This window comes from Mycobacterium sp. NGS50, from assembly GCF_059812545.1.
In genome coordinates this window covers 172,212-195,963 of the sequence record NZ_JCALCW010000002.1, presented here as the reverse complement: position 1 = coordinate 195,963, position 23,752 = coordinate 172,212, and the positions used below count along the sequence as shown (strand labels likewise).

25 protein-coding genes are annotated in these 23,752 nt (G+C 64.0%); 12 read left to right on the top strand and 13 right to left on the bottom strand.

The features are described from left to right. Positions 1-21 precede the first annotated feature (21 nt). The 8 genes from dnaB to AC5Y36_RS02840 form a co-directional block, all read right to left on the bottom strand. Positions 22-1,893 carry a replicative DNA helicase gene (gene dnaB, locus AC5Y36_RS02875; protein WP_500039342.1) on the bottom strand — a complete coding sequence of 624 codons (1,872 nt, stop codon included), beginning with the start codon at positions 1,891-1,893 and terminating at the stop codon, positions 22-24. A 297-nt stretch (positions 1,894-2,190) separates the two neighbouring features. Then, positions 2,191-3,171, bottom strand: coding sequence for a hypothetical protein (locus AC5Y36_RS02870; protein WP_500039341.1), 981 nt, complete (start codon positions 3,169-3,171; stop codon positions 2,191-2,193). A gap of 2,114 nt (positions 3,172-5,285) precedes the next feature. Next, positions 5,286-6,734, bottom strand: a complete 1,449-nt coding sequence (locus AC5Y36_RS02865) for a DNA-methyltransferase (protein ID WP_500039340.1) — start codon at positions 6,732-6,734, stop codon at positions 5,286-5,288. A 22-nt stretch (positions 6,735-6,756) separates the two neighbouring features. After that, positions 6,757-8,493 carry an SNF2-related protein gene (locus tag AC5Y36_RS02860; RefSeq protein WP_500039339.1) on the bottom strand — a complete coding sequence of 579 codons (1,737 nt, stop codon included), beginning with the start codon at positions 8,491-8,493 and terminating at the stop codon, positions 6,757-6,759. Beyond that, positions 8,490-8,888: a hypothetical protein gene (locus AC5Y36_RS02855; protein ID WP_500039338.1), complete on the bottom strand. Its 399-nt coding sequence runs from the start codon at positions 8,886-8,888 to the stop codon at positions 8,490-8,492. Before AC5Y36_RS02855 ends, AC5Y36_RS02860 begins: the two co-directional genes overlap by 4 nt. A gap of 85 nt (positions 8,889-8,973) precedes the next feature. Further along, positions 8,974-9,957 carry a DUF5131 family protein gene (locus tag AC5Y36_RS02850; RefSeq protein ID WP_500039337.1) on the bottom strand — a complete coding sequence of 328 codons (984 nt, stop codon included), beginning with the start codon at positions 9,955-9,957 and terminating at the stop codon, positions 8,974-8,976. A gap of 558 nt (positions 9,958-10,515) precedes the next feature. Next, positions 10,516-11,130: a DUF1643 domain-containing protein gene (locus AC5Y36_RS02845; RefSeq protein WP_500039336.1), complete on the bottom strand. Its 615-nt coding sequence runs from the start codon at positions 11,128-11,130 to the stop codon at positions 10,516-10,518. Between the two features lie 12 nt (positions 11,131-11,142). Continuing rightward, positions 11,143-11,469: a DUF4031 domain-containing protein gene (locus AC5Y36_RS02840; protein WP_500039335.1), complete on the bottom strand. Its 327-nt coding sequence runs from the start codon at positions 11,467-11,469 to the stop codon at positions 11,143-11,145. A 177-nt stretch (positions 11,470-11,646) separates the two neighbouring features. Here AC5Y36_RS02840 and AC5Y36_RS02835 point away from each other — a divergent pair, with 177 nt between their 5' ends. Next, the gene (locus AC5Y36_RS02835) at positions 11,647-11,814 is read left to right on the top strand and encodes a hypothetical protein (protein ID WP_500039334.1); all 168 of its coding nucleotides are present in this window, start codon (positions 11,647-11,649) and stop codon (positions 11,812-11,814) included. 380 nt (positions 11,815-12,194) lie between these two features. Next, positions 12,195-12,464 (top strand): hypothetical protein, encoded by a 270-nt coding sequence (locus AC5Y36_RS02830; RefSeq protein WP_500039333.1) that lies wholly within the window; start codon positions 12,195-12,197, stop codon positions 12,462-12,464. Between the two features lie 100 nt (positions 12,465-12,564). Here the strand turns inward: AC5Y36_RS02830 and AC5Y36_RS02825 are convergent, their stop codons facing one another. Together AC5Y36_RS02825 and AC5Y36_RS02820 are read right to left on the bottom strand one after the other, a co-directional pair. After that, positions 12,565-12,918: a hypothetical protein gene (locus AC5Y36_RS02825; RefSeq protein ID WP_500039332.1), complete on the bottom strand. Its 354-nt coding sequence runs from the start codon at positions 12,916-12,918 to the stop codon at positions 12,565-12,567. Then, a complete protein-coding gene (locus tag AC5Y36_RS02820) occupies positions 12,915-13,241 on the bottom strand; it encodes a WhiB family transcriptional regulator (protein ID WP_500039372.1) in 327 nt (108 codons plus the stop codon). Before AC5Y36_RS02820 ends, AC5Y36_RS02825 begins: the two co-directional genes overlap by 4 nt. Before the next feature lie 488 nt (positions 13,242-13,729). Between AC5Y36_RS02820 and AC5Y36_RS02815 the strand changes: the two genes are divergently transcribed. The 8 genes from AC5Y36_RS02815 (at position 13,730) to AC5Y36_RS02780 (ending at position 20,670) form a co-directional block, all read left to right on the top strand. Further along, positions 13,730-14,998 (top strand): helix-turn-helix domain-containing protein, encoded by a 1,269-nt coding sequence (locus tag AC5Y36_RS02815; RefSeq protein ID WP_500039331.1) that lies wholly within the window; start codon positions 13,730-13,732, stop codon positions 14,996-14,998. Next, the gene (locus tag AC5Y36_RS02810; RefSeq protein ID WP_500039330.1) at positions 14,995-15,855 is read left to right on the top strand and encodes a helix-turn-helix domain-containing protein; all 861 of its coding nucleotides are present in this window, start codon (positions 14,995-14,997) and stop codon (positions 15,853-15,855) included. Before AC5Y36_RS02815 ends, AC5Y36_RS02810 begins: the two co-directional genes overlap by 4 nt. Before the next feature lie 1,456 nt (positions 15,856-17,311). Then, positions 17,312-18,112 carry a ParA family protein gene (locus tag AC5Y36_RS02805; protein WP_500039329.1) on the top strand — a complete coding sequence of 267 codons (801 nt, stop codon included), beginning with the start codon at positions 17,312-17,314 and terminating at the stop codon, positions 18,110-18,112. A 56-nt stretch (positions 18,113-18,168) separates the two neighbouring features. Beyond that, on the top strand, positions 18,169-18,453 hold the full coding sequence (locus tag AC5Y36_RS02800) for a hypothetical protein (protein ID WP_500039328.1): 285 nt from the start codon (positions 18,169-18,171) through the stop codon (positions 18,451-18,453). Between the two features lie 148 nt (positions 18,454-18,601). After that, positions 18,602-19,492 carry a DUF2637 domain-containing protein gene (locus AC5Y36_RS02795; protein ID WP_500039327.1) on the top strand — a complete coding sequence of 297 codons (891 nt, stop codon included), beginning with the start codon at positions 18,602-18,604 and terminating at the stop codon, positions 19,490-19,492. 265 nt (positions 19,493-19,757) lie between these two features. Further along, the gene (locus tag AC5Y36_RS02790) at positions 19,758-19,988 is read left to right on the top strand and encodes a FitA-like ribbon-helix-helix domain-containing protein (RefSeq protein WP_500039326.1); all 231 of its coding nucleotides are present in this window, start codon (positions 19,758-19,760) and stop codon (positions 19,986-19,988) included. Then, positions 19,985-20,398, top strand: a complete 414-nt coding sequence (locus AC5Y36_RS02785) for a type II toxin-antitoxin system VapC family toxin (RefSeq protein ID WP_500039325.1) — start codon at positions 19,985-19,987, stop codon at positions 20,396-20,398. The genes AC5Y36_RS02790 and AC5Y36_RS02785 overlap by 4 nt, the downstream gene beginning before the upstream one ends. A 104-nt stretch (positions 20,399-20,502) precedes the next feature. Next, positions 20,503-20,670 carry a hypothetical protein gene (locus tag AC5Y36_RS02780; protein ID WP_500039324.1) on the top strand — a complete coding sequence of 56 codons (168 nt, stop codon included), beginning with the start codon at positions 20,503-20,505 and terminating at the stop codon, positions 20,668-20,670. Positions 20,671-20,946: 276 nt separating this feature from the next. On the opposite strand, the gene AC5Y36_RS02775 is transcribed toward AC5Y36_RS02780, so the two are convergent. From AC5Y36_RS02775 to AC5Y36_RS02765, 3 genes are all read right to left on the bottom strand, one after another. Next, the gene (locus tag AC5Y36_RS02775; protein WP_500039323.1) at positions 20,947-21,306 is read right to left on the bottom strand and encodes a hypothetical protein; all 360 of its coding nucleotides are present in this window, start codon (positions 21,304-21,306) and stop codon (positions 20,947-20,949) included. A gap of 191 nt (positions 21,307-21,497) precedes the next feature. Beyond that, the gene (locus AC5Y36_RS02770; protein WP_500039322.1) at positions 21,498-21,791 is read right to left on the bottom strand and encodes a hypothetical protein; all 294 of its coding nucleotides are present in this window, start codon (positions 21,789-21,791) and stop codon (positions 21,498-21,500) included. 41 nt (positions 21,792-21,832) lie between these two features. Beyond that, on the bottom strand, positions 21,833-22,141 hold the full coding sequence (locus tag AC5Y36_RS02765; protein ID WP_500039321.1) for a hypothetical protein: 309 nt from the start codon (positions 22,139-22,141) through the stop codon (positions 21,833-21,835). A gap of 261 nt (positions 22,142-22,402) precedes the next feature. Here AC5Y36_RS02765 and AC5Y36_RS02760 point away from each other — a divergent pair, with 261 nt between their 5' ends. Both AC5Y36_RS02760 and AC5Y36_RS02755 read left to right on the top strand, forming a co-directional pair. After that, positions 22,403-22,681 (top strand): hypothetical protein, encoded by a 279-nt coding sequence (locus AC5Y36_RS02760; protein ID WP_500039320.1) that lies wholly within the window; start codon positions 22,403-22,405, stop codon positions 22,679-22,681. Positions 22,682-22,712: 31 nt separating this feature from the next. Further along, on the top strand, positions 22,713-23,747 hold the full coding sequence (locus AC5Y36_RS02755) for a hypothetical protein (protein ID WP_500039319.1): 1,035 nt from the start codon (positions 22,713-22,715) through the stop codon (positions 23,745-23,747). The last annotated feature ends 5 nt before the right edge of the window (positions 23,748-23,752 follow it).

Genomic DNA, 23,752 nt, shown 5'->3' with positions numbered 1-23,752 from the left:
AAACCTACTATAGCCCTCATACTAATAGTTTGAATAGTGTGAGGGTTGAGCCATGTTGGCGAGGCGGGCCATGTGTAACTGATGTGCCAACGTGATCGTCTTCGTCGGCCCGTTGCGATGTTTGCCGATAATGACGTCCACCTCCCCCGCTCTGGGGTCATCCGGCGAGAAGGCATCGGGCCGGTGAAGCAACAGGACAACGTCGCTATCCTGCTCGATACTTCCAGATTCGCGCAGGTCAGAGAGCTGTGGACGCTTATCAGTCCTTTGCTCAGGGCCTCGGTTGAGCTGGCTTATCGCAATCACCGGAACCTCAAGTTCCTTGGCAAGGAGTTTAAGGTTTCTAGATAGCTCGGCAACCTCGACCTGGCGTGATTCGGACCGCTTTCCTGAGGACATCAGCTGGAGGTAGTCGATGACGACCAGACGTAGGTCAGCCTTTTGCCGCAGTCGCCGCGCCTTGGCGCGGATCTCCATCATGGTCAGGTTCGGCGAGTCGTCGATGTAGAGCGGCGCTTCGCTGATTTCGCTCATCCGTCGCGCCATCCGGGTCCAGTCGTCGTCGCTCATCCGCCCCGCCCGCATGTCAGCGAGTTTGATGTTCGCCTCTGCTGCCAGCAACCGCATGACGATCTCGGACTTGCTCATTTCCAGCGAGAAGATGACACTGGCCATCCGGTGCTTGATCGAGCAGGACCGCATGAAGTCCAGACCGAGTGTGGAGTTGTGGGTCGGTACCATGCCCGCCCCCGCCAAGTAGAGATGGTCGTCGTTGTCGACCTGCACGCAGCGCACCGCGACACTGGGCACCCGTCGCACGTCATCGACATGGATCGCCGGCGCCAGAACCGCGGTGCCAACCGCTGAGGCATGCTGTTTCCCCGAACCGGCCGCGGCGATGCTGTCGAGCCCGCAGCGCAGCTGCGCCGTGGTGCGGATACCGGCAATGGTGGGCCACTGATGTGCGGCATCGGCAACAATCACCGTCCCATCCGAAAAGCGCACCTCGTAGCAGGGCCGGCCCAACAAGATCCCGGTGGCCGCCACCACCCGGGTCGGCGCCCCGTCGGCGCCCAGTAGCACGTCGCCGACCTCGACGTCACCCATCGTGGTCCACCCAGTTGGAGTCGGCAACGGCGTGTCCAGCGCCAACGCCTTCCCCACGCCCGGGCGGGCAGCAACAACGATCATCTGGCTGGGGTGCAACCCATTGGTCACCTCGTCGAGCTCGGTGAACCCGCTCGGCACCCCACGCGAGGCACCGCCGTGCGAGGCGATCGCGTCGATCTCATCCATCGTGGGTTGCAGCAAGTCCTCCAGCGGCACGAAATCCTCGGACATCCGCCGTTCGGCCACCGCGTAGATCTCCGCCTGGGCCCGATCCACGATCTCGGCGACATCGGCCCCCTCCGCACCGGCGTAGCCGTACTGCACCACCCGGGTGCCGGCCTCCACCAACCGGCGCAGCAGCGCCTTCTCGGCGACGATCCCGGCGTAGTAGCCGGCGTTAGCCGCGGTCGGCACCGTCGAGATCAGCGTGTGCAGATACGGCGCACCCCCCACCCGAAGCAACAGACCACGCCGATCAAGCTCGGCGGCCACCGTCACCGCATCGGCCGGCTCCCCTCGCCCGTAGAGGTCCAAAATGGCGTCGTAGACGTTCTGGTGCGCCGGGCGGTAGAAGTCACCGGGCCGCACCCGCTCCAACACGTCGGCGATCGCATCCTTGCTCAGCAACATCCCACCCAACACCGACTGCTCGGCGGTGAGATCCTGCGGCGGCTGCCGGCCGGGGTCCTCCCTCGGAGGCTCTCGCACACCCGACGGCGCAGGGGCATCGAGATCGGTGTAGACGTGTTCTCGAGGCCGCCGACGGTGATCTGTGGCTGTCATGCGCTTGCCCGGTGCGAATGTGCGCGCGGCGCAACCAGCTCGGTGGCATCGGCGGCCGCCACGGTCCAGCCGCCGGCCACAAGCGACCTGCTCGTCCCCACATGAGGATCGATCACATCCCACACCGATTCCGCGGTCGGGTACGAATTCCGGCCATACCAGGCGTAGTGATCACCACCAGGCAGGTAGACCAACCATCCTGGATTGCTTGTGGACTGCGTAGACATCGAATGATTTCCTTCCCCGGACTTTGTGAAACAGGTTGTGTTGTCGTCGTTTACGTAAAATTCTCGTTCCTCAGCAGGCCTCCTTACTTGCCCCGACCGTCGCCAGTGCCGCCCCCACGGGAACCGAACCCGAGTTACTGCAGTGGTCATCGCTGTCATCAGTGCTGATGACCTCCCAGCAGTCCTGGCAGACGGGCATAGGCTGCGGCAACTCCTCGCGGGTAATAGCTCCGACAGATCCACAGCGGGCACAGCGGCCAGCCGGAGTCACCGCGAGCAAGTCTTCGATCGTGAGCAACAGCCCCTCCCGGACCGCATGTTGGTCACTGTCGCGGAACTCCGAGGCTGTGGGTTCGTGGACTGCCAACCATGCACGAACAGCGACCCGAAGCGGTTCGCCAGTGAATTGCCGCCGAATAACCCGGGCGGCGTTGACCGCGGCACGCTGGTCATGAAGCACGCCGGACTCCACAGAACGGCGTCCCGGCAAGTTCTTACTGGTGCGATACCGGTCGGCGGTAGCCATCCGTGCGGCGATATCGTGGCCGACTTCAGCGACGATCGCGGCGTACTCCGCCGCGATCCGGTCGACGAAGCGATCAGCATCTGCGGCATGAGCGTCGGTGACCGAAACTGCTGACGCCGAGCAGTTCTTATGAACTGCTGCAGCTGATCTGGCGTGACCGGACTCCGACGAGCCGGGACGGTCAGGCAATCGCCGCAGCCGGGAGGCCAGGAATGCTCCGGGCTTGTCGATCCGGTCGGGCCAAGTCAGCCCCGTCAGCCGCATGTCTGCAACGAGTGCGTCACGGATCTGCTCAGCTGTCCAAAGCTGTGGATCGATACCAGCACTAGTGATTGCATCGCAGATCGTCCCGATGTGGCAGCTCTGCAGACCCCGGCAGAGAGGATCCCTGCGGCCGGCGGGCGTGACGAGTGCCGCCGCCAGCCGCTGCACCTCCAAGGGCCGAGGCGCGGCGCCGCGGCGCCGCGCCTGACGGCGCCGGCCCGTGTGGATTGAAGAATTTTTCTCGGGCGTGCGATCACGCACGCTTGGTGAGTAGTTCTTAACAGGAGGTGTAGAGCTAGTTCCGCCTAACGGCGGTAGCGGGACATTTTCCACAATCCCCGCCTGAGGCGGCAGCGCCGCCGCGGGGGCCCGATCTGTTCGTTGGCAACTCGTGAGGTGCCAAACACTGGGCCGGCAGGCTGCACTCGGCTTAGTGGGTGAGCCGTGCCCACGCGCGGCTTCCATCGCCCATCCCCCGACAGCGAGGATTTTCCATGCGCGGCTGACGGTCTTTACCGCGCAACCCACTTGTTGGGCGACCCGGCCTCTTGTGATGGCGACGTTGCGTCCCGTGCCGTGATCGGCGGCCTCGGCCCACACCGCGGCGATAGCGATCAAGGTCGCTGCTGTCATGGATACGCGCATAGCCCCGCACGTCGCACGAAACGCGGCGGTCTCCGCCCACACGCGAACGCCCTCGATCCACGCCTCTCGTGATGACCACATCGGCACAGTCGCGGGCACCTGACCGCGGCGGCACACTTCGGCACGCCTGGCCTCCACAGTCTGGGCCTTGCCTAATCGTGAATACAGGGCTGCGCCAGCGTGGCACCGAATCGGCTGCGGGTTAGGTACTTGGCCCATCACGCAGCCCCCTGGCCGACCCGGGTGCTGTGTCGACGCTCCGACAGTGGACCGCAGACAGGGGATCCGCGGCGTATTAGGCCGTGGATCGACCTCGATGCAGTCCAGTAACGCAAAGCAACCCGGCGTGCGAGCAAACTCCGCCGCAAGGGCGCGATCCAGCACTGAATCACGCCGCGAGATGCAGCATCACAGCTGGTCAGAACGCTGTGTGGCGGCGCTTGGTCGGCGGCGGATAGACCTAAAAAAGGCAACAACAAACCGCTGGTGCTACTGAGCAAAGTCAGTGCCCTTCTTTACTGGGGCCGCCTAAAGAGGCATTTCTCCGCTACGGCGGCGGCAAGACTTCGTCGACGACCCTTGAACTGCTATGGAATTGGCTGCGTCACGTTGCGGCTATCAGTACGCATCCCCCCTTTTCGTCTGTGTGAAGTGGGGAGAGCTGACTCACTGACGAGGCGCTGCCGCTCTGCGTGGAGCAAAACGTCGCCCGCCGGCGAAAAGGCCGCGGCGAGATCTCGTCGTGCGGCGGCAGGGACACGTGCCTGGCCAGGCAGCCTGTTGCGGCACGGATGGAACCGTTCCTGCGGTGCGGCGAATCCTGTAGCCGACCGACTGGGGCGCTCGAAGGACACGTTGTTACCGGGCCTGGGTGCCGCCCCTTGGATGGAGATGCGGCCATGCCGCAGTGAAGGTGTGCCACGCCAGAAAATCGTGGCCGCGGCGTCCGGCCCCAACCGGGTGCGGAGTGCCCCGTGGTGGCGTGCGGCATCTCGGCGCCGTCAGGATTCCGGTAAGTACGTCCGCCGGAGGACCCTGAGTGATAAGCATGCGGTGCAGTGCTTGTCATGCTTGCACCGCTATCAGGGTATGAACTACCCTGGACCCTGGCATGGTGAAGTCCCTTCGTGTTGCGAGGGGCACGGGATCGAAGTTGGCGCTTCATCTCAACGGCCCGGAGTTCGAGCTCCGGTGGTAGGCATTTCGCTTCCAAGTCCCCCCCTTCAAGGGGGGAGTGCCGTCCTGGCCCCTCTATGTAATTGTTTTTGCTGGTCACATGCCCCGATTGGGGCCCACGGCCCGGTCGCCGCTAAGCCGCCCCTCTCCCACCTGGTCGCCTGAAACGTGCGCGGATATCCGCGCCGCAGGTTAATCGGACCACGACCTCGGGCGATATACGTGGACCGACACGACAACGCGGTTCCGTCGACCCACGCCGACCACCCGATCCCCACTCCGCGCTAAGCCGGCCGCCGCACGCCAACGTCGATCTGCCCAGTCCGGCGCCCATCAGACGGCCTCGCCCCTGCCCCGCCGGTCAAGCAGGACTAGATGGCAAGTGTCACACCGCGGCCGACCAGCCGAGGGCTCTCCGCCACAGTCGACACACAAGTGCTGGAGGTAGCGTTCGTTCTGCTCCGGGGTACTCGCCGCCACGACCGACCCCGACCTCGGGCCCAGGCGCTCCTGGTTGCCGGTTGCGCGCACAGCCGGCAAGGAAGCCATGATCGTCATGACGCCTCCCCAAAATCGAAGCCGATCTCCATCGGCTTCCCAAGGCGCCGTACCACCAGCGGCAAGTAATCTGGCTCCCTCTCGATCGCGATACAACGCAGGTGCTCATGGATGCAGGCCTCCGCTGTCGTCCCGGACCCTGCGAATGGATCGAGCACCACTCCGCCGCGCGGGGTGACAAGACGGACAAGCCAACGCATCATGGCTAGAGGTTTGACTGTCGGGTGGGAAACTCCATCAGCAGTAGGGCGTTCCGAATCGGGAGCCTTGGCCTCATACCGGAACACCGGAAAGAACCGTGACGCGCCTCCTTCGTCGGCCGCGCGGTGCGCGACACATTCGGACTGACCAACGAAGTCGCCGTAGGCGTTCCGGAATTTATCGCTGCCCCTGCGGGTCGGATTCGCGCCGGACTTTAATAGGCCGCTCTGCCGATCGAGTTCGGCGGCCTGCACATCATCAAGCAGCACATTGGGCGGCCACCGTCCCTGGTCGGTAGTACCTGCTGCTCTGCTACCGCCAGCCAGCGAGCCGTCCATACGGCCCTCGTAGGTTGAGTTCTTGGTCTCCTTGTAGTCCCCCACCCGAAGAGGCCGCCCTTGCGCCTCTATCGCCTCTATCCGACAGCCGTTGATGTTGAGTGCCCCGGTTCCGTACTGAAGGACGTTTTCAGCGACTGTTCCGGCGAGCGGTTTGCGGGCCACTACGATCGGTTCGAATGCGGGCTTGAGGCCGGTCCCCCAGCCTTCCCACTGTTTGCCAGCTTCGGTGGCTGGGATCGTCACCGGAATGGCCCCAGGTGTCACCGCTGTCAGGGTGTCGCGATAACCCTGTTCGACGCGGCTGACGCGTTGCAGGCTCGATTGGCCAGCGGAATTGAACCCAACCACCTCACGCTCTGCGCCTGCGGCCTTGTCGATCGCCTTGGATACGTCGAGCGATTTTGGAAATCCCGATCCGTTCAACCACGCAATGTTGTCGCGAATCTCGAACCCGGCGTCCTCGATCGCCGCAGCGAGACGATGCCAGGTACGGCTGCCCCCGAAGGCGATTAGATGGCCCCCCGGCTTGAGTACGCGCGCCACCGCTCGCCACGTTTCGGGGTCAAACGCGATGCCGGTGGCATCCCAGGACTTGCCCATGAATCCGCCGCCGGTGCCGATTCGGCTGCGTCCAGCAGGAGAATTGACATTCAGCGAAGCTGCACCAGTACCGCCCCTCTTGCCGGCGGTCAGATCGTAGGGCGGGTCTGTGACGACTGCGTCGACCGATTCGTCGGGGAACAGCTGATGTGTGCCGTAGCCCAGTTCCCAGTCGTAGCCGAGGTCGTCAGAATTTAGTCTGGTGATGCAGTCGCCACTGTAGAGAGTGACCGCGTCATCGACGTAGTGCGGCGCGGTCCATGGCGCCGTGGCGTTGTCCAGCTTCTGTGATGGTGACTGCATCGAGGACTGCTCTCCAATCGTGCTATGCGGTTTGGGCCACGTAGGCGGCGGCGAGTCGCTTCATGCGGTCCCTGTGTGCTTGTTGCTCAAGTGGATTCGGCTCTCGAATCTCTTCGTCAGGATTCAAGAACTCCTGTGCCTGTAGCGCTTTAAGGTCGAGGGTTTCCAGCATGAACGGGTCGGCGCCGGCGTCGGTGACGCAGAAAATAGCGTCGACATCCTCGAGTTGCCCCGGGCGACACACCCGCCCGATCGCCTGCTTGTGGAAGCCTGGTGACCAGTCGAGTTCGCCGAACACCGCCGTCGAGCACACGTCCTGCAGGCCGTCGAGGCCGACTCCGGAGCGCAGCGACATGATCAGCAACCGACAGTCCCCGTCTAGAAAGGCGTCCACCGCGCGATCCTTCGCGGCGGCGGTCTGCTGCCCGGTGTAGAAACGTGGCTGATAGTTCTTCAGTAACTCGGACCAGATGCCGTAGACCTCCAGATGCCAGCCGAACAGCAGGATCTTGTCGCGGCCGCCGTCGAGCAACAGTTTGACGAAGTCGGCGACGAACGGTGCTTTGGCGATACCGGTGGCCTGACGGAGCCGCCAGTCGAGTTCCCCAGACAGCTTGAACCGGTCCTTAGGATTGGTGTTTTGATCCAAGATGAGCCGGGCCATTTCGACCGCGTTACCGCGCAGCTCCTCGAGAACTTGTGGGTCGGAGGGCACGAACTGCTGAATCGGGTTGGACCTCGGCCTGGGGATGCCCGCCTTGTCGTAGTCGCAGCGATGCATCAACCCTTGCGCCTGCAGATGGGCATGCAGGGCCTGCGGGTTGAGAACCAGAGTCTTGGCGTCTAAACCGCTAGTGCCGCACCATTGCCGAGCGAATTCCTCCTCGGTTCCCAACGAGCCGGGCTTGATCGCGTCGATCACGTAATAGGCCTCGGCGCCATAGTTGTAGATCGGAGTTCCCGACAGGCCGATTACATAGTCGGCGTTCGACGCGATCACCCGCGCTGCGGTGTATTTCTTCGAGTCCTGACGGCGCAGCTCCTGGACCTCGTCGAAAATCACCGTCTTGGCAACCGCTTTCAATTCGTGCTTCCACTTGTCGAGTTTGTGGTAGTTCATCGTGACCAGGTCAGGAAGCCGGCCATCGACCTCCAGGGCCTGCTTGTCGCCGTTGCGCAGCTCCAGACACGTCAGATCCGGATAGAACTTTGCGAGTTGCTTGCGCCACTGCTTCGGCATCCGACCTGACAGGGTGACCGCGACCGCCGGCCGCGCCTGCGGGTTCTCCAACAACGCCAACGAGGTCAAGGTCTTGCCCAGCCCCAGGTCATGAACCGCTAGAGTCCCTCTATTCGCCCAAACCAGATCGCGGGCCTGGCGCTGATAGCCCCGCAACTCAACCGTCGGCTGCACCCAGTCAGGATTAGGCTCCAGCGGCGACTGGCCGGCAAGAATCTGCTGCACAACCGCCTCGGTCCGCTCATGAGCTGCAGCTTGCTGCAGCAGCCGCGCACGATCGGCCGCACAGGCGCTCATAGGCCAGCGCTTCATCACCCATGCGAGTTCGGCGGCAACCTCAGGTGTCGCGGCAAGCCGGATCGCGCCAGTGAAAGTGCAAGCACAGCGAGGGAAAATGCGGTGAAGCCGAACCATCACATCTGGATCGGCCACGACCTCCCACGCACCGCGGACCAACTGGAAGCGACCAGCCATCCGTGGGCTCAGCGCCACCTCTGCTACCTCTGCCACCGCGGTCATCCGAGTAACCCCGACCCGCGAAGGACCACCGGGTAAACCGGCACGTCGTGAATCGTCAAACGCATGCCCTGCAGCGTGACGAAACTCGGCGAAGCCAAAATGATCGCCGCAACCCGTCCATCCTCGGCGTACCGGCCCAACTGCCGAAGGACCTGGGCGCGCGGCGTCTTCAGCTTCACCTCGATCACAACCTGCTCTTCAACGAAGAAGTCCGGTCGGTCGCGCCCCGATAGCCGGAACTCTCGCTCGAACACCAACCCGGCGGCGCTGAGCGCCCGAGCAATCCGGTCCTGGACCTTCTTCTCTCCCCGAGACGGATAGACATGGTCGCCCAACCCCTGCACCACACGACGAGCGACGTCGGCCACGTGGGGATCCACCAGCGCCGCGCTCATCCGGCACCCCCCGGAAAATCTGTGCGTCCGCGGCCATTACCCTGCCCAGGGTGTGTCGGGAGCACGTGGCCTCTGCGATGGGAATTCATCTGGACCCCACCATGTCGAGGCGGTTCGCGGTTGGGTGTTCGCCCCATATGCGGCCATCGAGCTCGCGTCCCGCAGCTGTTTTGCCGACGCGTCGCATCTGAGCCCATGGCCCGATATCTGTTCCGGGCTCCATGGAGATGTCCGGGTGAAAGGGAACGGATTCCACTTGATCGCTGGTGTCGAGCTCCGGGTCGGCGATGCGGTATGCGCCCCATTGTTTGAAGAAGAACGCGACGTCGGCCTGGTTGCATTCGTCGCGCAGAGAGCGAGCCCAATCGGGATGCATCGGCCTGGCTTTCACGCCAGATTCTCCGCCGACGATCGCCCAGTCGAGGCTCCGCAGTAGGTCACCGCCCTGAATGGGCCCCAGGAGTGGCTCAAGGGACACGATGCGGCAGCTTGCGGGTGTATCACGCAATGCGGCGACGCGGATGTCGAACCACCGCTGATTCTCAGCGCTGACACCCAGCAGGACGTTCGGCAATGGCCACATCAGAGCATCAGCCCGCGGCCAGCTGGTCCCCCGAGCGTTGTTGCGCATATTGTGGGCGGCGTTGCGGACCATGGCTTCGAAGGAATGCCCGCATCCTGTAACGTCACGTGACGTTAGAAGTGCCCGCATCCTGGCATGCCGCTTCGTGAGCACAATGAACCTATGCCGCGGTGAAAGCGCCATGACCGCGAAGATCTGGGCGATGTAGGTTTCCGGCACCTGGTTGTGGAACAGGTCGCTGGTGCTGCAGACGAAGATCCGGCGTGGCCTCCGCCACCGCAACGGCTTCTCAAGCCGCTCCGGCCGCAGCGTCACCGCGAACCCGTTGGGCCACGCTTTCGTGCCCGCGAATCGCCTCGCGATGGATGCGGCGTAGCACGAGTTACAACCCTCGGAGGCATGCTGGCATCCGGTGACAGGATTCCATGAGGAACCCGGCATCCCATCGTCACCGCGAGTCCACTCAATGGCGCTACGTTCACCCATGATGCGGCCCTCGTGAAGTAACTGCCGCAACGGGATCGACACCGCCGACCGCGGCCGGCGAAGCCGGGGTTGTCGCCTTGCCCGCGAGGTAGTCAGATGCCCACGCGGACAACCTGTCCCAGTCCGCGTCTATGTAGCGCGACAATGCATCGCCCGGCCGGCACACAGAACCACGGCCGCCTTCGTTGAGGGCCGGGCCAGCTGGCGGTACGACGCCGGCAATGACGGCACACACCCACCGCAGAGCACCAGAACCGCTCAGCCCACTGGCCAGACGAGCTGCGCGAACAAACCCGCGAGGCCCAGACGGCGCGTCATCTCCGGTGACGACGGCAGCTGATGGAGAGGAATCGAGCGCCATCCAGCACAACACGAACAGTTTTGCGTCGCTGGTCAGGTCGGTATCCAGAGCCGCCTCGATCATCCGGCTAGACCCTTGGCCACCTGTGCCGGCCCCCCGGCGACGGTTATGTACGCCGGCTCCAGGCGCTGTGCGGCTACGAAACGCGGCGATGTCGGTGACGTTCCCGGCCCGTGGGCTGCGCGGTGCTCGCAAGATCACGCCGCTCCCCCGATCAGCTCACTGAAACGCCGATCATGCATGCCGGGTACGCTCCACGACGCAACTCCCGGATGGAGCTGCGGTGTAAGGCACAGCGGAACAGCGGATTCTGGTGCATCCGTGGCAGGCAGCGGTTGTGCGCCGCCGGCCGCCCATCCGAGCACGGCCAACGACCCGCCGTGATCGACAACACCGCGCCACAGCACACCGGTGGCCTCACGGGCCCGCTGCGCTCCGACCTGCTGTCCCCAGGCGAGCACGACCAGGTCGCGTTCGTGTGCGATCGCGCTGAGATGTCCGTCGTTCTCCTCGCCGACTGGATCCCGCTGACGCCACAGTTCGGCGGCGTCCTTAGCGGCGAACCCGTAAAGGTAACCGACGTCGACGCCGCCGTACCCCCACGACCTCGCGAGCTGACACATACGTCCTACCGGGCCCGCCGCGTGCCGCTTGCGGGAATTCCAGTCGTTACGGAGGATGCAGCCCAACAATGGCTCTGAACTATCCCATTGCTGGGTCAGCCGGTACCGGTACCTACCGCACGAGCTCGCGACGCAGTGTTCGGTGCTTGCGCCTAAGCCGAACGGCAAGTGCAGATGACCCCCGGACATGAGACGACCCCCCTATCGCCCGGCCCGCGTGCCGGCCGGGGCTGGTGTGCCCGCAACCTCGCCGGCCGCGATCCGCTTCGCTCGCAACAACATGACGGACTCGTCGCTGGCGTACTTGATCTGAACGGCGCCGAGACGGATTGCTTTGGCCCGCACGGTTTCTGTCACGTCGTAATGGGATTTCCAGGTCCCTGGATACTGTGCCCAAGACCGCTTGAGGCCGAGTTGCGCCGCGAACTCGTTGAGTTCAGCGTCGGTATCAGCCATCAGGTGTGACCATCGCGCGGTGATACGGCCAACGGTGGCGTGCATCCGCATGTCATCGACGTACACAGTCATGACAGCGGACCACCAGGCCACGGGAGACCATATGCGGTCAAGCATGTGGTGCAGATGTCGATACCCTCCGGAGTCGACCCCTTACAGGCCGAGCAAGCACCGCCGGCGGTAGGCACGAACGTTGCCACCAGAGCATGGGGCTGATCCGATCTGGCGAGAACTGCCGAGTCAGGAGGCATGGCGAACCACCCGGTAGCCATCGTCGAGCGCGGTCGTGAACGGCCGTGGTCTGCCGCTACCGAGGGGCTCGGCAGTCACGGTGATGGTGTCGCCGTCAACGACCCGCTTGTCTCGGATGACGGACTGCACATCACCCTCCAAAAGCGCTATATCACCCAGCTGTAAATCCCTGGCCGCGCAGACATACATGCGGTTCCCCCCAGTCATCTCCCATTCCCCCCTGTCGCGTAACTGACGCGGCCAACTCCGATCGGGTAGACGCCGGACTCCCCCACCGGATCGCCTGTGCGCGAAGTGTATGAAGAGGTGCCGACACATCCGGGCCGCCAAGTAGCCGGCCCGCCGTTGTTTGCTGGCCCAGCAACCGACTGCGCGAAACGAAACGCGCGGGCGAGCTGTCCAGCGAAGGCGTTCTTCGTCATCGGCGGCAACATGGTCGCCGCGAGCTGGCCGAGCGATGCGGAATCATCGGATGCCCGGTGACGTAAGACATCGACCCACCGAGCCCGCCACACCGGCGTCGTGGACAAGGGGCGCGATAGACCATGAGCGCGCAGAACCTCGAGCGCGGCGCGAGCGGCTTCTGCTTGCCGGGCAGCGGCCCGCTTGGAGCGTTCTTCGTTGGCGGCCGTGAAGCAGTCCGGCACGTCGTCGCGGCCGGGGATCATCGCGACGCCTCCGGCGATAATGCCGCGTCGCGGCGGGATACGGCCGGTAGTGCAACGCCGCCGGCGATCCCGGCCGCCGGGGCCGGGACCTCCCCCCGCCGGCGGCGTTGCAAGATGATGCTGTTCACCGGCCCCCTCCACCGGTGAACAGCAGACTCGGGGGTCGACCTCCGGCCGACCGCAGGTGGCGGAGGCGTCGCCGGCGGGAGCCCCCCCAGCCGCCGGCGACACCTCAGCTCGATTGAACTCATGCCACTGCACCTTCCGTGTGGGCAGTGAGTTCAGGCTTGTGGGTTTGCAACGCATCGCGGGCTGTAGAGAACACCGCGGCGATGTCTTCGCGGGTACGCCCTTCCACGTCGTTGAAAGCGAGGAGATGACCATCGGCTACGCAGCGGCGCAGCTGCAGGATGATCGCTGCGAGCGGAACGATCTGTCCCTGGGCCTTCCACGCCCGCTTGGCGCAATGGTAGATGTCGCAGCGGTCCTTTTCCCACGACCGAAGTGCTGTCATGCGTCCCGCTTCGAGGGCGTTGATGACTCCGTCGATTCCGGTATGTTGCCGGCCCGCCCGCCAGGGTGATGCTGTCGCGGCCATCATCCGGCCCGCCTTGTGTCGACCGTAAGAAGCTGGCCCTTCTTCAGAAGGCGACGCTCTCGCTCGGACAGTCCGCCCCAGACACCAAAACGCTCATCGTGAGACAGGGCGTACTCCAGGCATTGCGTGCGCACTTCGCATCCCAGGCAGACCTTCTTGGCCTCCTTGGTGGAACCGCCCTTCTCAGGAAAGAACGATTCGGGATCGGTCTGGGCGCACAGTGCGCGCTCCTGCCAGCGGTCCAGCTCATCGAGCGAGCTGTCCGGAGCCAGCGAGAGCGGGGTGTATGGCGAATTTGATCGGGCACGCCCGGTGTCGGTTCGCAGTGATGGATCCTGCGATGGGCTAAGCTGATTGGCGTCGTACAAGACAATTTCCCCTGTGGAGTTCCGAACGAGTTCGCACCTCGCTCGGAGCGATGGATCATGGCTGGCCCTCGGTGACTACCCCCCTGTTCACCGGGGGCTCGCCACTTTCTGAGGTTCATCGGACCGATCCGACAGGGTGTCTAGATGTCGCTCTGCCGGGGGGTCGCAAGCGTCAGTTTTGAATTGGTACCGCCTCCTCGTTTCCGAGTTCTTGGTTCCGGCTTCCCTCTGGTGTGTTGAGTGTCGCCGTATGGATGCTGACTGTAATCCCTAAAAAGGGACGCCGTCAACACCCAAATAGAGTCAGTGCTGATTTTTGCTCCCGTGTGACGACCAGATGGGGCCACTCGGCGGACATGAATACTCCAAAAAGGGACAAGATTCGGCGCTATCTTGTCCGTTTGGGACGCTAGGTGCCTCTCTGACCTGGACGTATCATGTGATGTATGACCGGAGCGACCGGTGGAAATGTCCGCCTGCGGGCCGCCCGCGAAAGCCTTGGCCTGTCGTCGCAAGCAGACTTCGTCGACGCCCTCAACACCACAGCTGTCGAGCTAGGTATCGGGGACCTGTCGGTCACAACCAGGACGATCCGACGCTGGGAATCAGCCACCCCCCCGTGGCCCCACCGCCCCCACATCCAAGTACTCGAAGCACTTTTCACACGACCGATCGAGGATCTGGGCTTCACCCCGCGCCGACGCAACAGTGACGCCACCCCTCCACCGCTCGGACCGACACCGCCCAGCCGCGTACCCACCACACAACCAGCCGCGCGGCACCTCCTTCGGGCACCCCTCCCCCACACCGTCACCGCCGAGTACGAGGCGCTGACCGCTATCTACCGGCGCCTGTACTGGTCGGTCCCAGCCCCAATCCTCCAGCCCACCCTGTCGCGCCATGCGGAACTCGGGATGACGCTGTTGAGCGCTGTCCCCGGCGATCAACGAGCCCGCTTCGCGGCCGCAGCGGCGGAATCATGGCTGCTGGTCGGCCGCATCCAGTTTTTCGACCTGCAAGAACCCGAGTCCTCCAAACACAGCTTCGTCTGCGCACTGGAATGCGCGCACGAGGCCGGCGACCACGAGATCGCCGCGGCGATTCTGGCCCACATGGCGTTCGAGCCCGCGTTCACCGGCGACCCCAGCAGGGCAACAGCGTCGCGGGAGAAAATGCGGATGGCCCGCACCTTCCTGCGGCGCGCCGGAGACCCCGCCATCCTGAGCGCGTGGCTCGATGCCGTCGAATCAGAAGTGGAAACACGGTTAGGAAACCCCGATCGCGCCCTGTCCCTCGTTGCACGCGCGGAACAGACCTATTCCGCGACAGCAGACACCCCGGCATGGCTTGATTGGTTCTCGATCGACCGCCTCGGCGCGTTGAAGGCCAACACGCTGCTGGCTGCGGGCCGATCAGTCGAAGCGCGGGTGACCCTAGAAGGCGTGTTGCGTGAACTTCCGGCCGACGCCGTCAAGCAGCGGGCCGTCGTCTACTGCGACCTGGCCGCAGTCGCCGCGCTCACCAGGGAGCCCGACAAGGCCTGCCAGATGCTGACGAAAGCCCTGGATGAGATGGGCGTCGACTGGTACGGGGGAATCGCCGACCGCATCAAAATTGTCCGCAACACCCTCGAAGAATGGGCCCCCACTGCCGCCGTCCGTGCGCTTGACGAGCGTGTCTATGACTGGTCAGCAACCATAAGCGCGGTCTCATGAGCGACGCAGTGTGGGCGAATGCCATTCGCTCCAAACGCGCAGAGCTGGGCCTGTCGCAGACCGAGCTCGCCCGCAAGGCCGGCATCCCCAAGCAGACGTTCCAACGGTATGAAACCGGTGAACGAGAGCCTCAGTTGACGGTTGCGCGCGCGATCGCCGAAGCCCTGGACATCTCGCTGGCGGAAATGGCGGGCCAAATCCAGCCGGCCGAGCAGCTCGAAAGCTCTACGAAGGTGTCGGTGGTCGCTGACATCATCCATTCCCGCAGGTTGGAGCTGCGATTGCCGCAAACGCGGGTGGCCGCCGCGGCCGGTTGCCCGCTGACCGAATACCAGGGCTACGAGTCCGGCGAACTGGAACTCACCCTTGCCGCCGCGACGGCGATCGCCGAAGCCCTGGACATCAGGCTGTCGGTCTTGGCCGGCACTGAACCGAAACCGATCGACTTCAACGGACAGTGGTGGGCGACCTGGCAGGGCGGGCTCGATCGCTCCTCTGAGATCGACCTCCATACCGTGACGGCGCTCCGCGCCGGCGAATCGCTGCTGCTTGATACAGGCTGGCGCGGCGAGCTGCGCCTGTTTGGCGGTGAAGTCGCTATCGGCTGGTACCGGCCACCCGGCGGGGCCACCCGAAGCCGTCAAGGCGTGTTCCTCTGGCTTCCTGCCGGCGACGATTATCTGTACGGCCGCTGGACCGGCGTGGGAGAAAACAACTCCATCACCTCCGGATGGTGCGTGCTCGCCCGCGACGAAGGCAAATCCCGGGCGATCATCGACCAACTGGTGACATCAAATATCCAACCCCGACCCGCGCTGCGCCTACCGAGCCTAAGTAACTGGGGATCGGTAGGTTGAGTCCTTTCCCCTGCTCACGCCTGGCGAGGACGGGAAAGACGCCGCCTGACGCGCTCTCAAGCCCGATCGGTCAGTAGCGCGCCACCGGTTCCGACAGTGAGGCGTCTGCGAGCTTGCTCAACTCACGCGCTTTTGCGAATCGAACGGGTGTGCGAATCTATGGGTAGTATCTGGGCGTGGTCACTTTGCACGTCCAAAAACTGGTTCCCGGCTCTAGCAGGGTGTGCACCGTGTTTTACGCCGGTTGCATCAATGCCACGACGGTGGGTGGGCCGCTCGTTGAGGGCAACGAGTATGCGCGGTGGCTCGTCGGCGATCGAGAGATCCGCCTACGCTGCCAAGACGGCGAGATAGTCGCCGAGGTGAACTGCCCCGGTGAGGGGCGGACGTTGGTCGTCGAGCCGACCCCCTCCCCCTGGCACTTCGACTCCGCCCGCGGTGACTGATCTCCTTCGCGGCGGCCGGAAATCCGTGCTGCCTGCGAGATCTGCAGGCCGTAGGCCGCGGCGTCCGCGTAGATAACGCAGCGCTGTAGTGGCGCCATCACGGTTCATCGGCCCTGGCCGGTCGGCGGCGTCCCGCGCTGGCGCAACGGCGGCGAGCTGGGCGTAGCCCAACTCGGCGCGCAGGTCGCGCACGGTACGGATACCGACTTCCAGGAGTGCGTGCAGTACCGCGCTTTCGGAGAGATCTCCATCTGGGACGGCAGCTAGGTCGGACAGCGCCTGACGGCTGTCGCTGTCGGAGAGCTCGTGTAGGGCGTCGAGGTCGTCCCGTGTGAGTGGCACCTGGCCGCGACGCACCACTGGAAGGCTGAATCGTTTACCCATTCACTAAGTGTGTCAGTGAGTGAATCAAGCTGCCTAGCGGAAAGCGCGGGGCCGGACGTCGTGCCCGCATGCTTGAGGGCGTAGCGGCGATAGCAGCGCAAGCAGTGCAAGCAGCGCTAGGTATGACCTACCGGTGCGTTACCAGCCCCCGTGATGCGCTGACAAGAAAAGCAGTGCGTAGTTGTGTCGTGCACCGCTCTACGTAGCGGAGGGGCGCATTCTGATGGCGTGCTGGGCGGTACATCGGCCAGCACAGGAGGGCAATAAGATGCAGAGCAACGCGGCTACCAGCACCGCAGGGCGGTGCGATGCAGCGCAGAGCTATGCGGCAGTGCGCAGTGCGGTGCTGGACGGTGCATCACATCGAGTCGTAATACAACGCAAGGCCCGCATCGCGCAGCAGTGCAGCGACATGCACACATTGCCAAGCGACACGCCGCAACATACTGCACTGAATGCGATGAGATGCGGGACTGCGCGGTACGGTGCCATGTATCGCTATGAAAGCGATGCTATACAAGCACTGCTAGCAGTGCTAGGAGAGCAACCACATGGAGCGCGGCAAGTACCGCTGCCGTCGCTAGTCGGGCAAGCAGTGCTTCATTGAGTAGCCAGGAGAGCAACGCATGAAAAAGACGGCTATCGCCAACCAGAAGGGCGGCGTCGGCAAGACCGCCACGACACTGGGGCTGTGCAGTGCAGCCACAGCCCTAGGCCACCGCATCCTCGCCATTGACCTAGACCCGCAGGGCAACCTGACACGCGGACTGGGGGTGACCCAAGACGACCTCGCAGAGGTCGCCACGGCAAACGAACTACTCGTCGACCTCCAAGAAGGGACAGCACTCGACGCCATCACCAAAACCCCGTGGCCCGGCATCGACCTCATCCCGGCCACCCTCGAACTGGCAAACCGGGACCTCGACGGCGCCAACGATGTCATCTTCCGACTCCGCGCAGCATTCGAAACCTGCGATCTATCCGAATACGACGCCGCGATATTCGACTGCCCACCCAGCGTCGGACGCCTACTGGTCGGAGCACTCGTGGCAGCTGACCAGGTCGTCTACGTCACAGAGGCAAGCACCGACGGCCTGGGCGGCATCAAGAACGTGCAAGACACGACCGAATTCGTGCGCAAACGCGTCAACGCCAACCTCGAGGTCGCCGGGATCGTAATCACTCGCCGAGAGAACACCGGAGAACAAGACTTCCGTGAGCAAGAGATCCGCGACTACTACGGAAACCTCGACAACGGCGGCCTCGTCGCCCGAACCGTAATCCCCAAACGCGCAGCCTGGAGCGATGCCAACGGACTCTCTCAACCGATCCACTCCATGAAGGGCAACGGTGCGCGAGTACTCGGCAACGCCTTCATCGACCTCTACAAAGAACTCCCAATTGTCAACCATCGGACGAAGGACTAAGGACCATGAGCCTAGAACGTAAGCGCGTACTCGCCCCGGCACGCGGGGACCACCCCGTGTCCAGCCTGATCGACCAAGCCCAAACAGCGCCCGAGCCGCCGCCGGCACCGCCGCGACCCCGGCCTGCTGCCGTACCACCACCGGAACCGAGCGAAGCGGTGGCTCACAAAGAACGCGCGAAAAAGCAGGTCAACTACCGCCTTGACCCCGACCTCATCGACGAACTCGGGCGGGCCAGCATCATCCACAGCTACCGGCAGCAGAAGAAATACAGCCAGAACCACATCGTTGAACTGGCCCTGAGGGACTGGCTTACTGCCAACGGCCCGTGGGAGGAATGACCCACTGACCGCGATTCGCCACTGAGCCGCATAGTCAGCACCCCTCACTGGCTCAACCCAGACGCTGACGGAAAACCCACCCGCCATGACTCCTGCCGCGCTGCGCAGCCTGCAGGATCGCCACCCATCAAACCGAGGGAAGCCCACCATGACCACGCCAGCCGTCGCCATACACCCGCGTGATTCGGCCGCGCCCGCTGATCGATCACCTCGCCTTGGAGACGACGCCGACCAGCGCCGCGCGAAGCGCTTCTTCTGGACCGTGCTCATCCTCGCGACCTGCGCATCGGTCGCGGGAAATGTCACCCACGCCATCCTTAATGCCACCCACGGAACGGCCCCGATCGCTGCCGCCGTCGCCATGGTCCCGCCGGCCGTCCTGCTGGCATCCACCCACGGAGTAGCCGTGCTGGTGCGGGTTCGCGCGGCCGCTGGGTTCATCTACTGGTGCGCCATGATGATGACCATCGGCCTGGCAGTCTGCGCCTTCATCCTGTCTTTCGACGCGCTACGTGACCTTGCTGTCGCCGCCGGAATACGCGCATCGCTGGCGTGGCTGTGGCCGCTGGTCATCGACCTCTCGATCGCACAGACCACGATGGCACTGCTCTCGTTGTCGCGGTGCGCACCCAACCCGAGCGAGCCAGAGCCGGCCACATCTCACCGACCCCACCTGGTCTACACAGCACCAGAACCGGCAGCCGAAGACAACGCTCGGGAGCTGTCGACGCCGACCGAAGCAGACCCAGCCCCTGAGATCTGGCCACCGGGGGAGCGGGCACTGACCGTGAAACTCAACGCCGCCCGGCACCGGCACCCGGCACCCCACCACCGACTCAGTACCACCGAACTGTCCGAGCCAACCGTGATCCGCTGTGACGGTGAAGCCTGCGGCACGGTCGAAGACGCCGACGAAACAGTCCCCGAGCACAGCTCCGCGGCCCGCCACGCGCGCGGCTGGAGGTCCGAGGGCAGCAACGGGTCACACCGACGTGACTACTGCCCGAAGTGTGCACGTTCGCTCTCAGCTGTCACGTGACGAAATAACCCGCCAAGGGGAAAGTCGACATAGCGCGCCGAGGTGGACACTCGGGCCTATGAAGGGGTCAGGGGATGGGCCCCTGGGAATCGGGCAGCAGCGACGCTACCTTTCTGGGGATCGACCTCGATGGGTAGCGTGGCTGTCCGCTCTGACCGCATCTGGGGCATTCTCATTCGGCGGCCAACCCACTGGTGGGCGGGGCATTACGAACGCGTTGGATTGCACCATTGCTGATATCATCAGCGTGATATCGGAGGTGATTATGGAGCAAATCCTGATCCGCAACCTACCTGCGGGCACCAAGGCCGCGTTGCAGGCACGCGCCAAACGGCACCACCACTCCGTCGAGGCCGAAGCCCGCGCGATCCTTACCTCAGGGGTGTCAGAAGAAGAGGTCACGATTGTCGACCTGCTTGCCGACGACAGCCCCGACAGCGACTTCGACTTCGAGCCGGAGCGCCTCCCCCTGACCGCCCGGACCCCGGAGCTGTGACCTACCTCCTCGACACCAACGTGGTGTCGGCCCTACGGAAACCCGACCGCAACCCTGAGGCACGCGCGTGGGCGGTATCGGTCCCACCAGCCGAGCTGTTCGTCGCAGCGAACACCATCGCCGAGATCGAACGCGGCGTCATCGCCAAGGAACGGACGGACACCACTCAAGGCGAGGTGCTACGCAGATGGTTCGAGGCCCGAGTACTGCCCACCTTCGACGGCCGAGTGCTGCCCTTCGACCTGCCAGCAGCTCGCATTTTGGCCACCTATCGGGTACCCGAACATGCCTCGTACGCCGACGCCGTCATCGCCGCGGTCGCAGAATCCACCGACAAGGTGGTCGTGACCCGCAATATCCGGCACTTCCAGCCTCTCGGCGTGCGATGCCTGGATCCGTGGGACCGGTGACGCCGAACTTCGCGATCGAAGCGAGGTCAGCGTGGGGCCTCAAGGTCACCTGCCCCAAAATCAATGAGAATGCCCCAGATTCGGTGAGAACGTACAGTGGCGGTATGAGCGAGATGGTCCGCACAGACGGCCGCGGTCTGGAACCAGCCGTGGTCATGCCGGCGGCACAGGCGAGCTACCTTGCGCTCCCGGCGCCCGACCGTGCGCGTATCGAGGAATTCGCCGCAGACCCGGCCGCCGCAGTGAAACGCACCTATGAGCGGCGTCGGTAACCGTGCCCATCAGTCCTATCAGTGCCTGAATTGAGACATTGCTCGACACCGAGAACATGCGGCGACGATGCCAAGCCCATGACCGCTGGATGCGAGAACATCCCCGTATTGGGGCGTTCAGCGAGCCGTGGGCCGATCGTAATCTCGACGAGTTGGCCAAGCGTTGATGCCAGCACCTGATCACCACGAGGAACCGGACAGGGCCACGAGGGAGGGGGAGGGGCCGATCGGGACCCTCGTGGACGTCATCAGTGGAGCCCACGAGGGCGAACGGCCTTAGCTGACCGGCGGTGCGAGAACCTTGGCCGGGTCTACTACCTCGGCCTTGACGTACTTGAATCGCGTACTGGAGAAAGAGTCCGCGAGCTTCTGAGCTTCGCTGAGGTCATCAAGCCCCTTGAAACCGATCACGACCGTCGCCTGGACCGTCGCAACCTTGTCGCTGTCCGTGCCGTAGACGGTGTCAACCTCGGTGAGGTTATCCTTCCCATCCGGCACTGAGCCGCCAAGATCAACCTTGTCCGAAAAGAACGCGCGCAGTTCGGCGTTCAAAGACTTGATCGACTCTTCGAGCATGTCCACCTTGAGATCATTCCAAGGGAATAGCTCGGCCGAAAACAACACGGGAATCGCCATAGTGGGTGCCCTCCAGACAAACACATTTCTTACGGTCAAGTTTAGGCTAGCAGCGCAGATCGGAGGCCCCTGGAGGCCGACACCTAAACGCCCACACAAATTTTGCGGCCCCGCGTCGGCAGGCTCCCCGCTACGCCAAAGGCCCCCACGTGCCATACGCGGGGGCCTTTGAGCGATGAACAGATCGAGCGTTAGCCGCCCAGCAGTCCGCGAGCCATCTGGTCCGTATGGACGAGGTCCTCGTGGCCCTGGCCGGCCGCCTGGTGAAGCAAGCCGATGAGCTCGTGCTCCTGGGCACGCTGCTGCGTGGCCAGCTGCGAGAACTCCAGACCCGAGTCAACACCGGAACCGGCGTTGTTGTCGCCGAGCTGCCCATAAAGGGTCTGCATGTGGCCGTCCAGGTCCTGCTTGGAGGCCAGGGCCGAGTGAATGCCGGCCAGCCCGCCAGCGATACCTGCGTCATTGTGCAGGATGAAATCCGTCATGTCGTCTCCCTGATGTCGTTGGTGGTCGGATTACCGTCAGATCACATCGCGGCGATCGCCGCGACCCGCGCTGCACCCTGATGGATGGCATCTTCGGACATGTCGGCGAACTGACCGACTCCCTGGTACTTGTCGGTCTGAAGCTGCACGAGCCGGTCAGCAGTCGCCTGCATGTCGGTGGCCTTACCGAAGATCGCGACACCCAGACCGCCCTGCATGTGCGTGGAGGCCAGTTCCTCGGCGATCGACGTGATGTGGCGGGTGTGGCCGCTGTAGTCGTCGCATGCCGACATGCCAGAAGACGAGATCTGCCGCATCTGGTCGTGGGTCAACTTGATGACGCTTTGCATTGAGAAACCTCTCTGTTCGCACTATGTGTGGGTGCGGTTTCTCAACTAAAACCCGGCACCCCCTGTGCGAGAAAGTGTAGCCCGGCTACCCCGCTACGCAAGGGTTTCAGGGCAACGCGCCGTGGATTTTAGGCCGATTTCCAGCATCAGAAAACGAAACGCCCCACATTGGCCGCGCTGACACCCGCCGGCCGCTGACCCGGCCTAGGCTTGGGGCCGATCAGAATCCGAATTCGCGACAAGGCAGGGGGGCCAAAGCGCATGTACCCGGTGTTGGACGAGATACGCGCCAGTATCGCGGAGCTGGAAGCCGTCGACGAGCGCCGGCGGGCGGCCTATGACGAAGCCGTGGGTATCCACCTCAACGATCCCGTAGCCCCGACGGTGATGGCACTGGTGTGGAGGGGCCGTGTCGCCGACCTGAAGTTGGCCGACTCGGTGTGCCAGTTACCACCACCCGACGCCGCGGCGTTGATCAACGCCGTAGTGATCAACGCCTTCAACGCTTGGCACAGCGACTACGTCCGCCGATTAGGCTAGAACCGACCACCGCCGACGACTGGATAGCCGGATGCCCGACACCCCTGACCAGATGAGCGCAGCCCTCGACGAGGTGCGCGAGATTCTCGCCGGGATCGGCTTGGACCCCTCGTCGCACGGGGATGCGGCCGACGCTGTGCGGGCCGCCCTTGCCAAGCGAGGCACACACCTTGATTCTGTTGCTGATGCTGCTCGTGCGGTGTCGCAGGCGGTCCGCGATCGCGCTGCTCTGCTCGCGGTCCGCGACGCACAAATGCCCACCGATGCAGAGATCAGCGCGGCCCAGCAGGCGGTGATCGCTGCGGCGTCCGCGGCAGCCGACGGGACTGGCAGTCAGGCAGACGTGCAAGCAGCCGTCCAGCGACTGTCGGACCTGTTGGCGCAAAAGCAGGCTGTGCAGGAGCAGTTCGAGCATGGGGAGAACAATCTCGCGACCACCCTCGACGACGCCACTAAAGACCTACCGGACGCCCCGGACCTGCCGGGCTTGGGCGGTGGCAATCCTCTGGCCGCACTTCTTTCAACACTCGGGCAGCTGCCTCGCCCACAGCTGCCGATGGGCGGCGCGCCGATGTCGGTCAACCCGGCCGCGGATCCTGCGGCAACAACTCCTGCTGGGGCAGTTGATCCGGCTGCGCTGCTGGATGCGCTCGAGCCAGACAGCGGCGGCAACAGCAGTAAATGGGGTGAGAGACAGCTCGACGACGGTATGACGCCCGGTGAGGGACAAACCCACCTCTCATCGGGATCGTTGCCTGCCACCCCAACCTTGTCCGGTGTGCACACGGCCGCCGATGTCTCCGGAAGACCAGCGAACCCGTTCACGGTTGCAACCCCACCGGGTGCCGCCGGGTCCAGCACAGGCGCCGGCGGTGGGGGAGCGGGTGCCCCGATGGCGCCGATGGCTCCGATGTCGGGATCACGCGGCGCTGCTTCAGGCAAAAGTAAGAACGGCAGCCCTATCATCAATAGGGATCCAGATTTCTCTGGAGCCGACATAGATGTGGAACGCGCTACCAGCGGAATTATCGGACGCGACGAGAAGCATCTAACCGGGGGGAATTGAGAAAG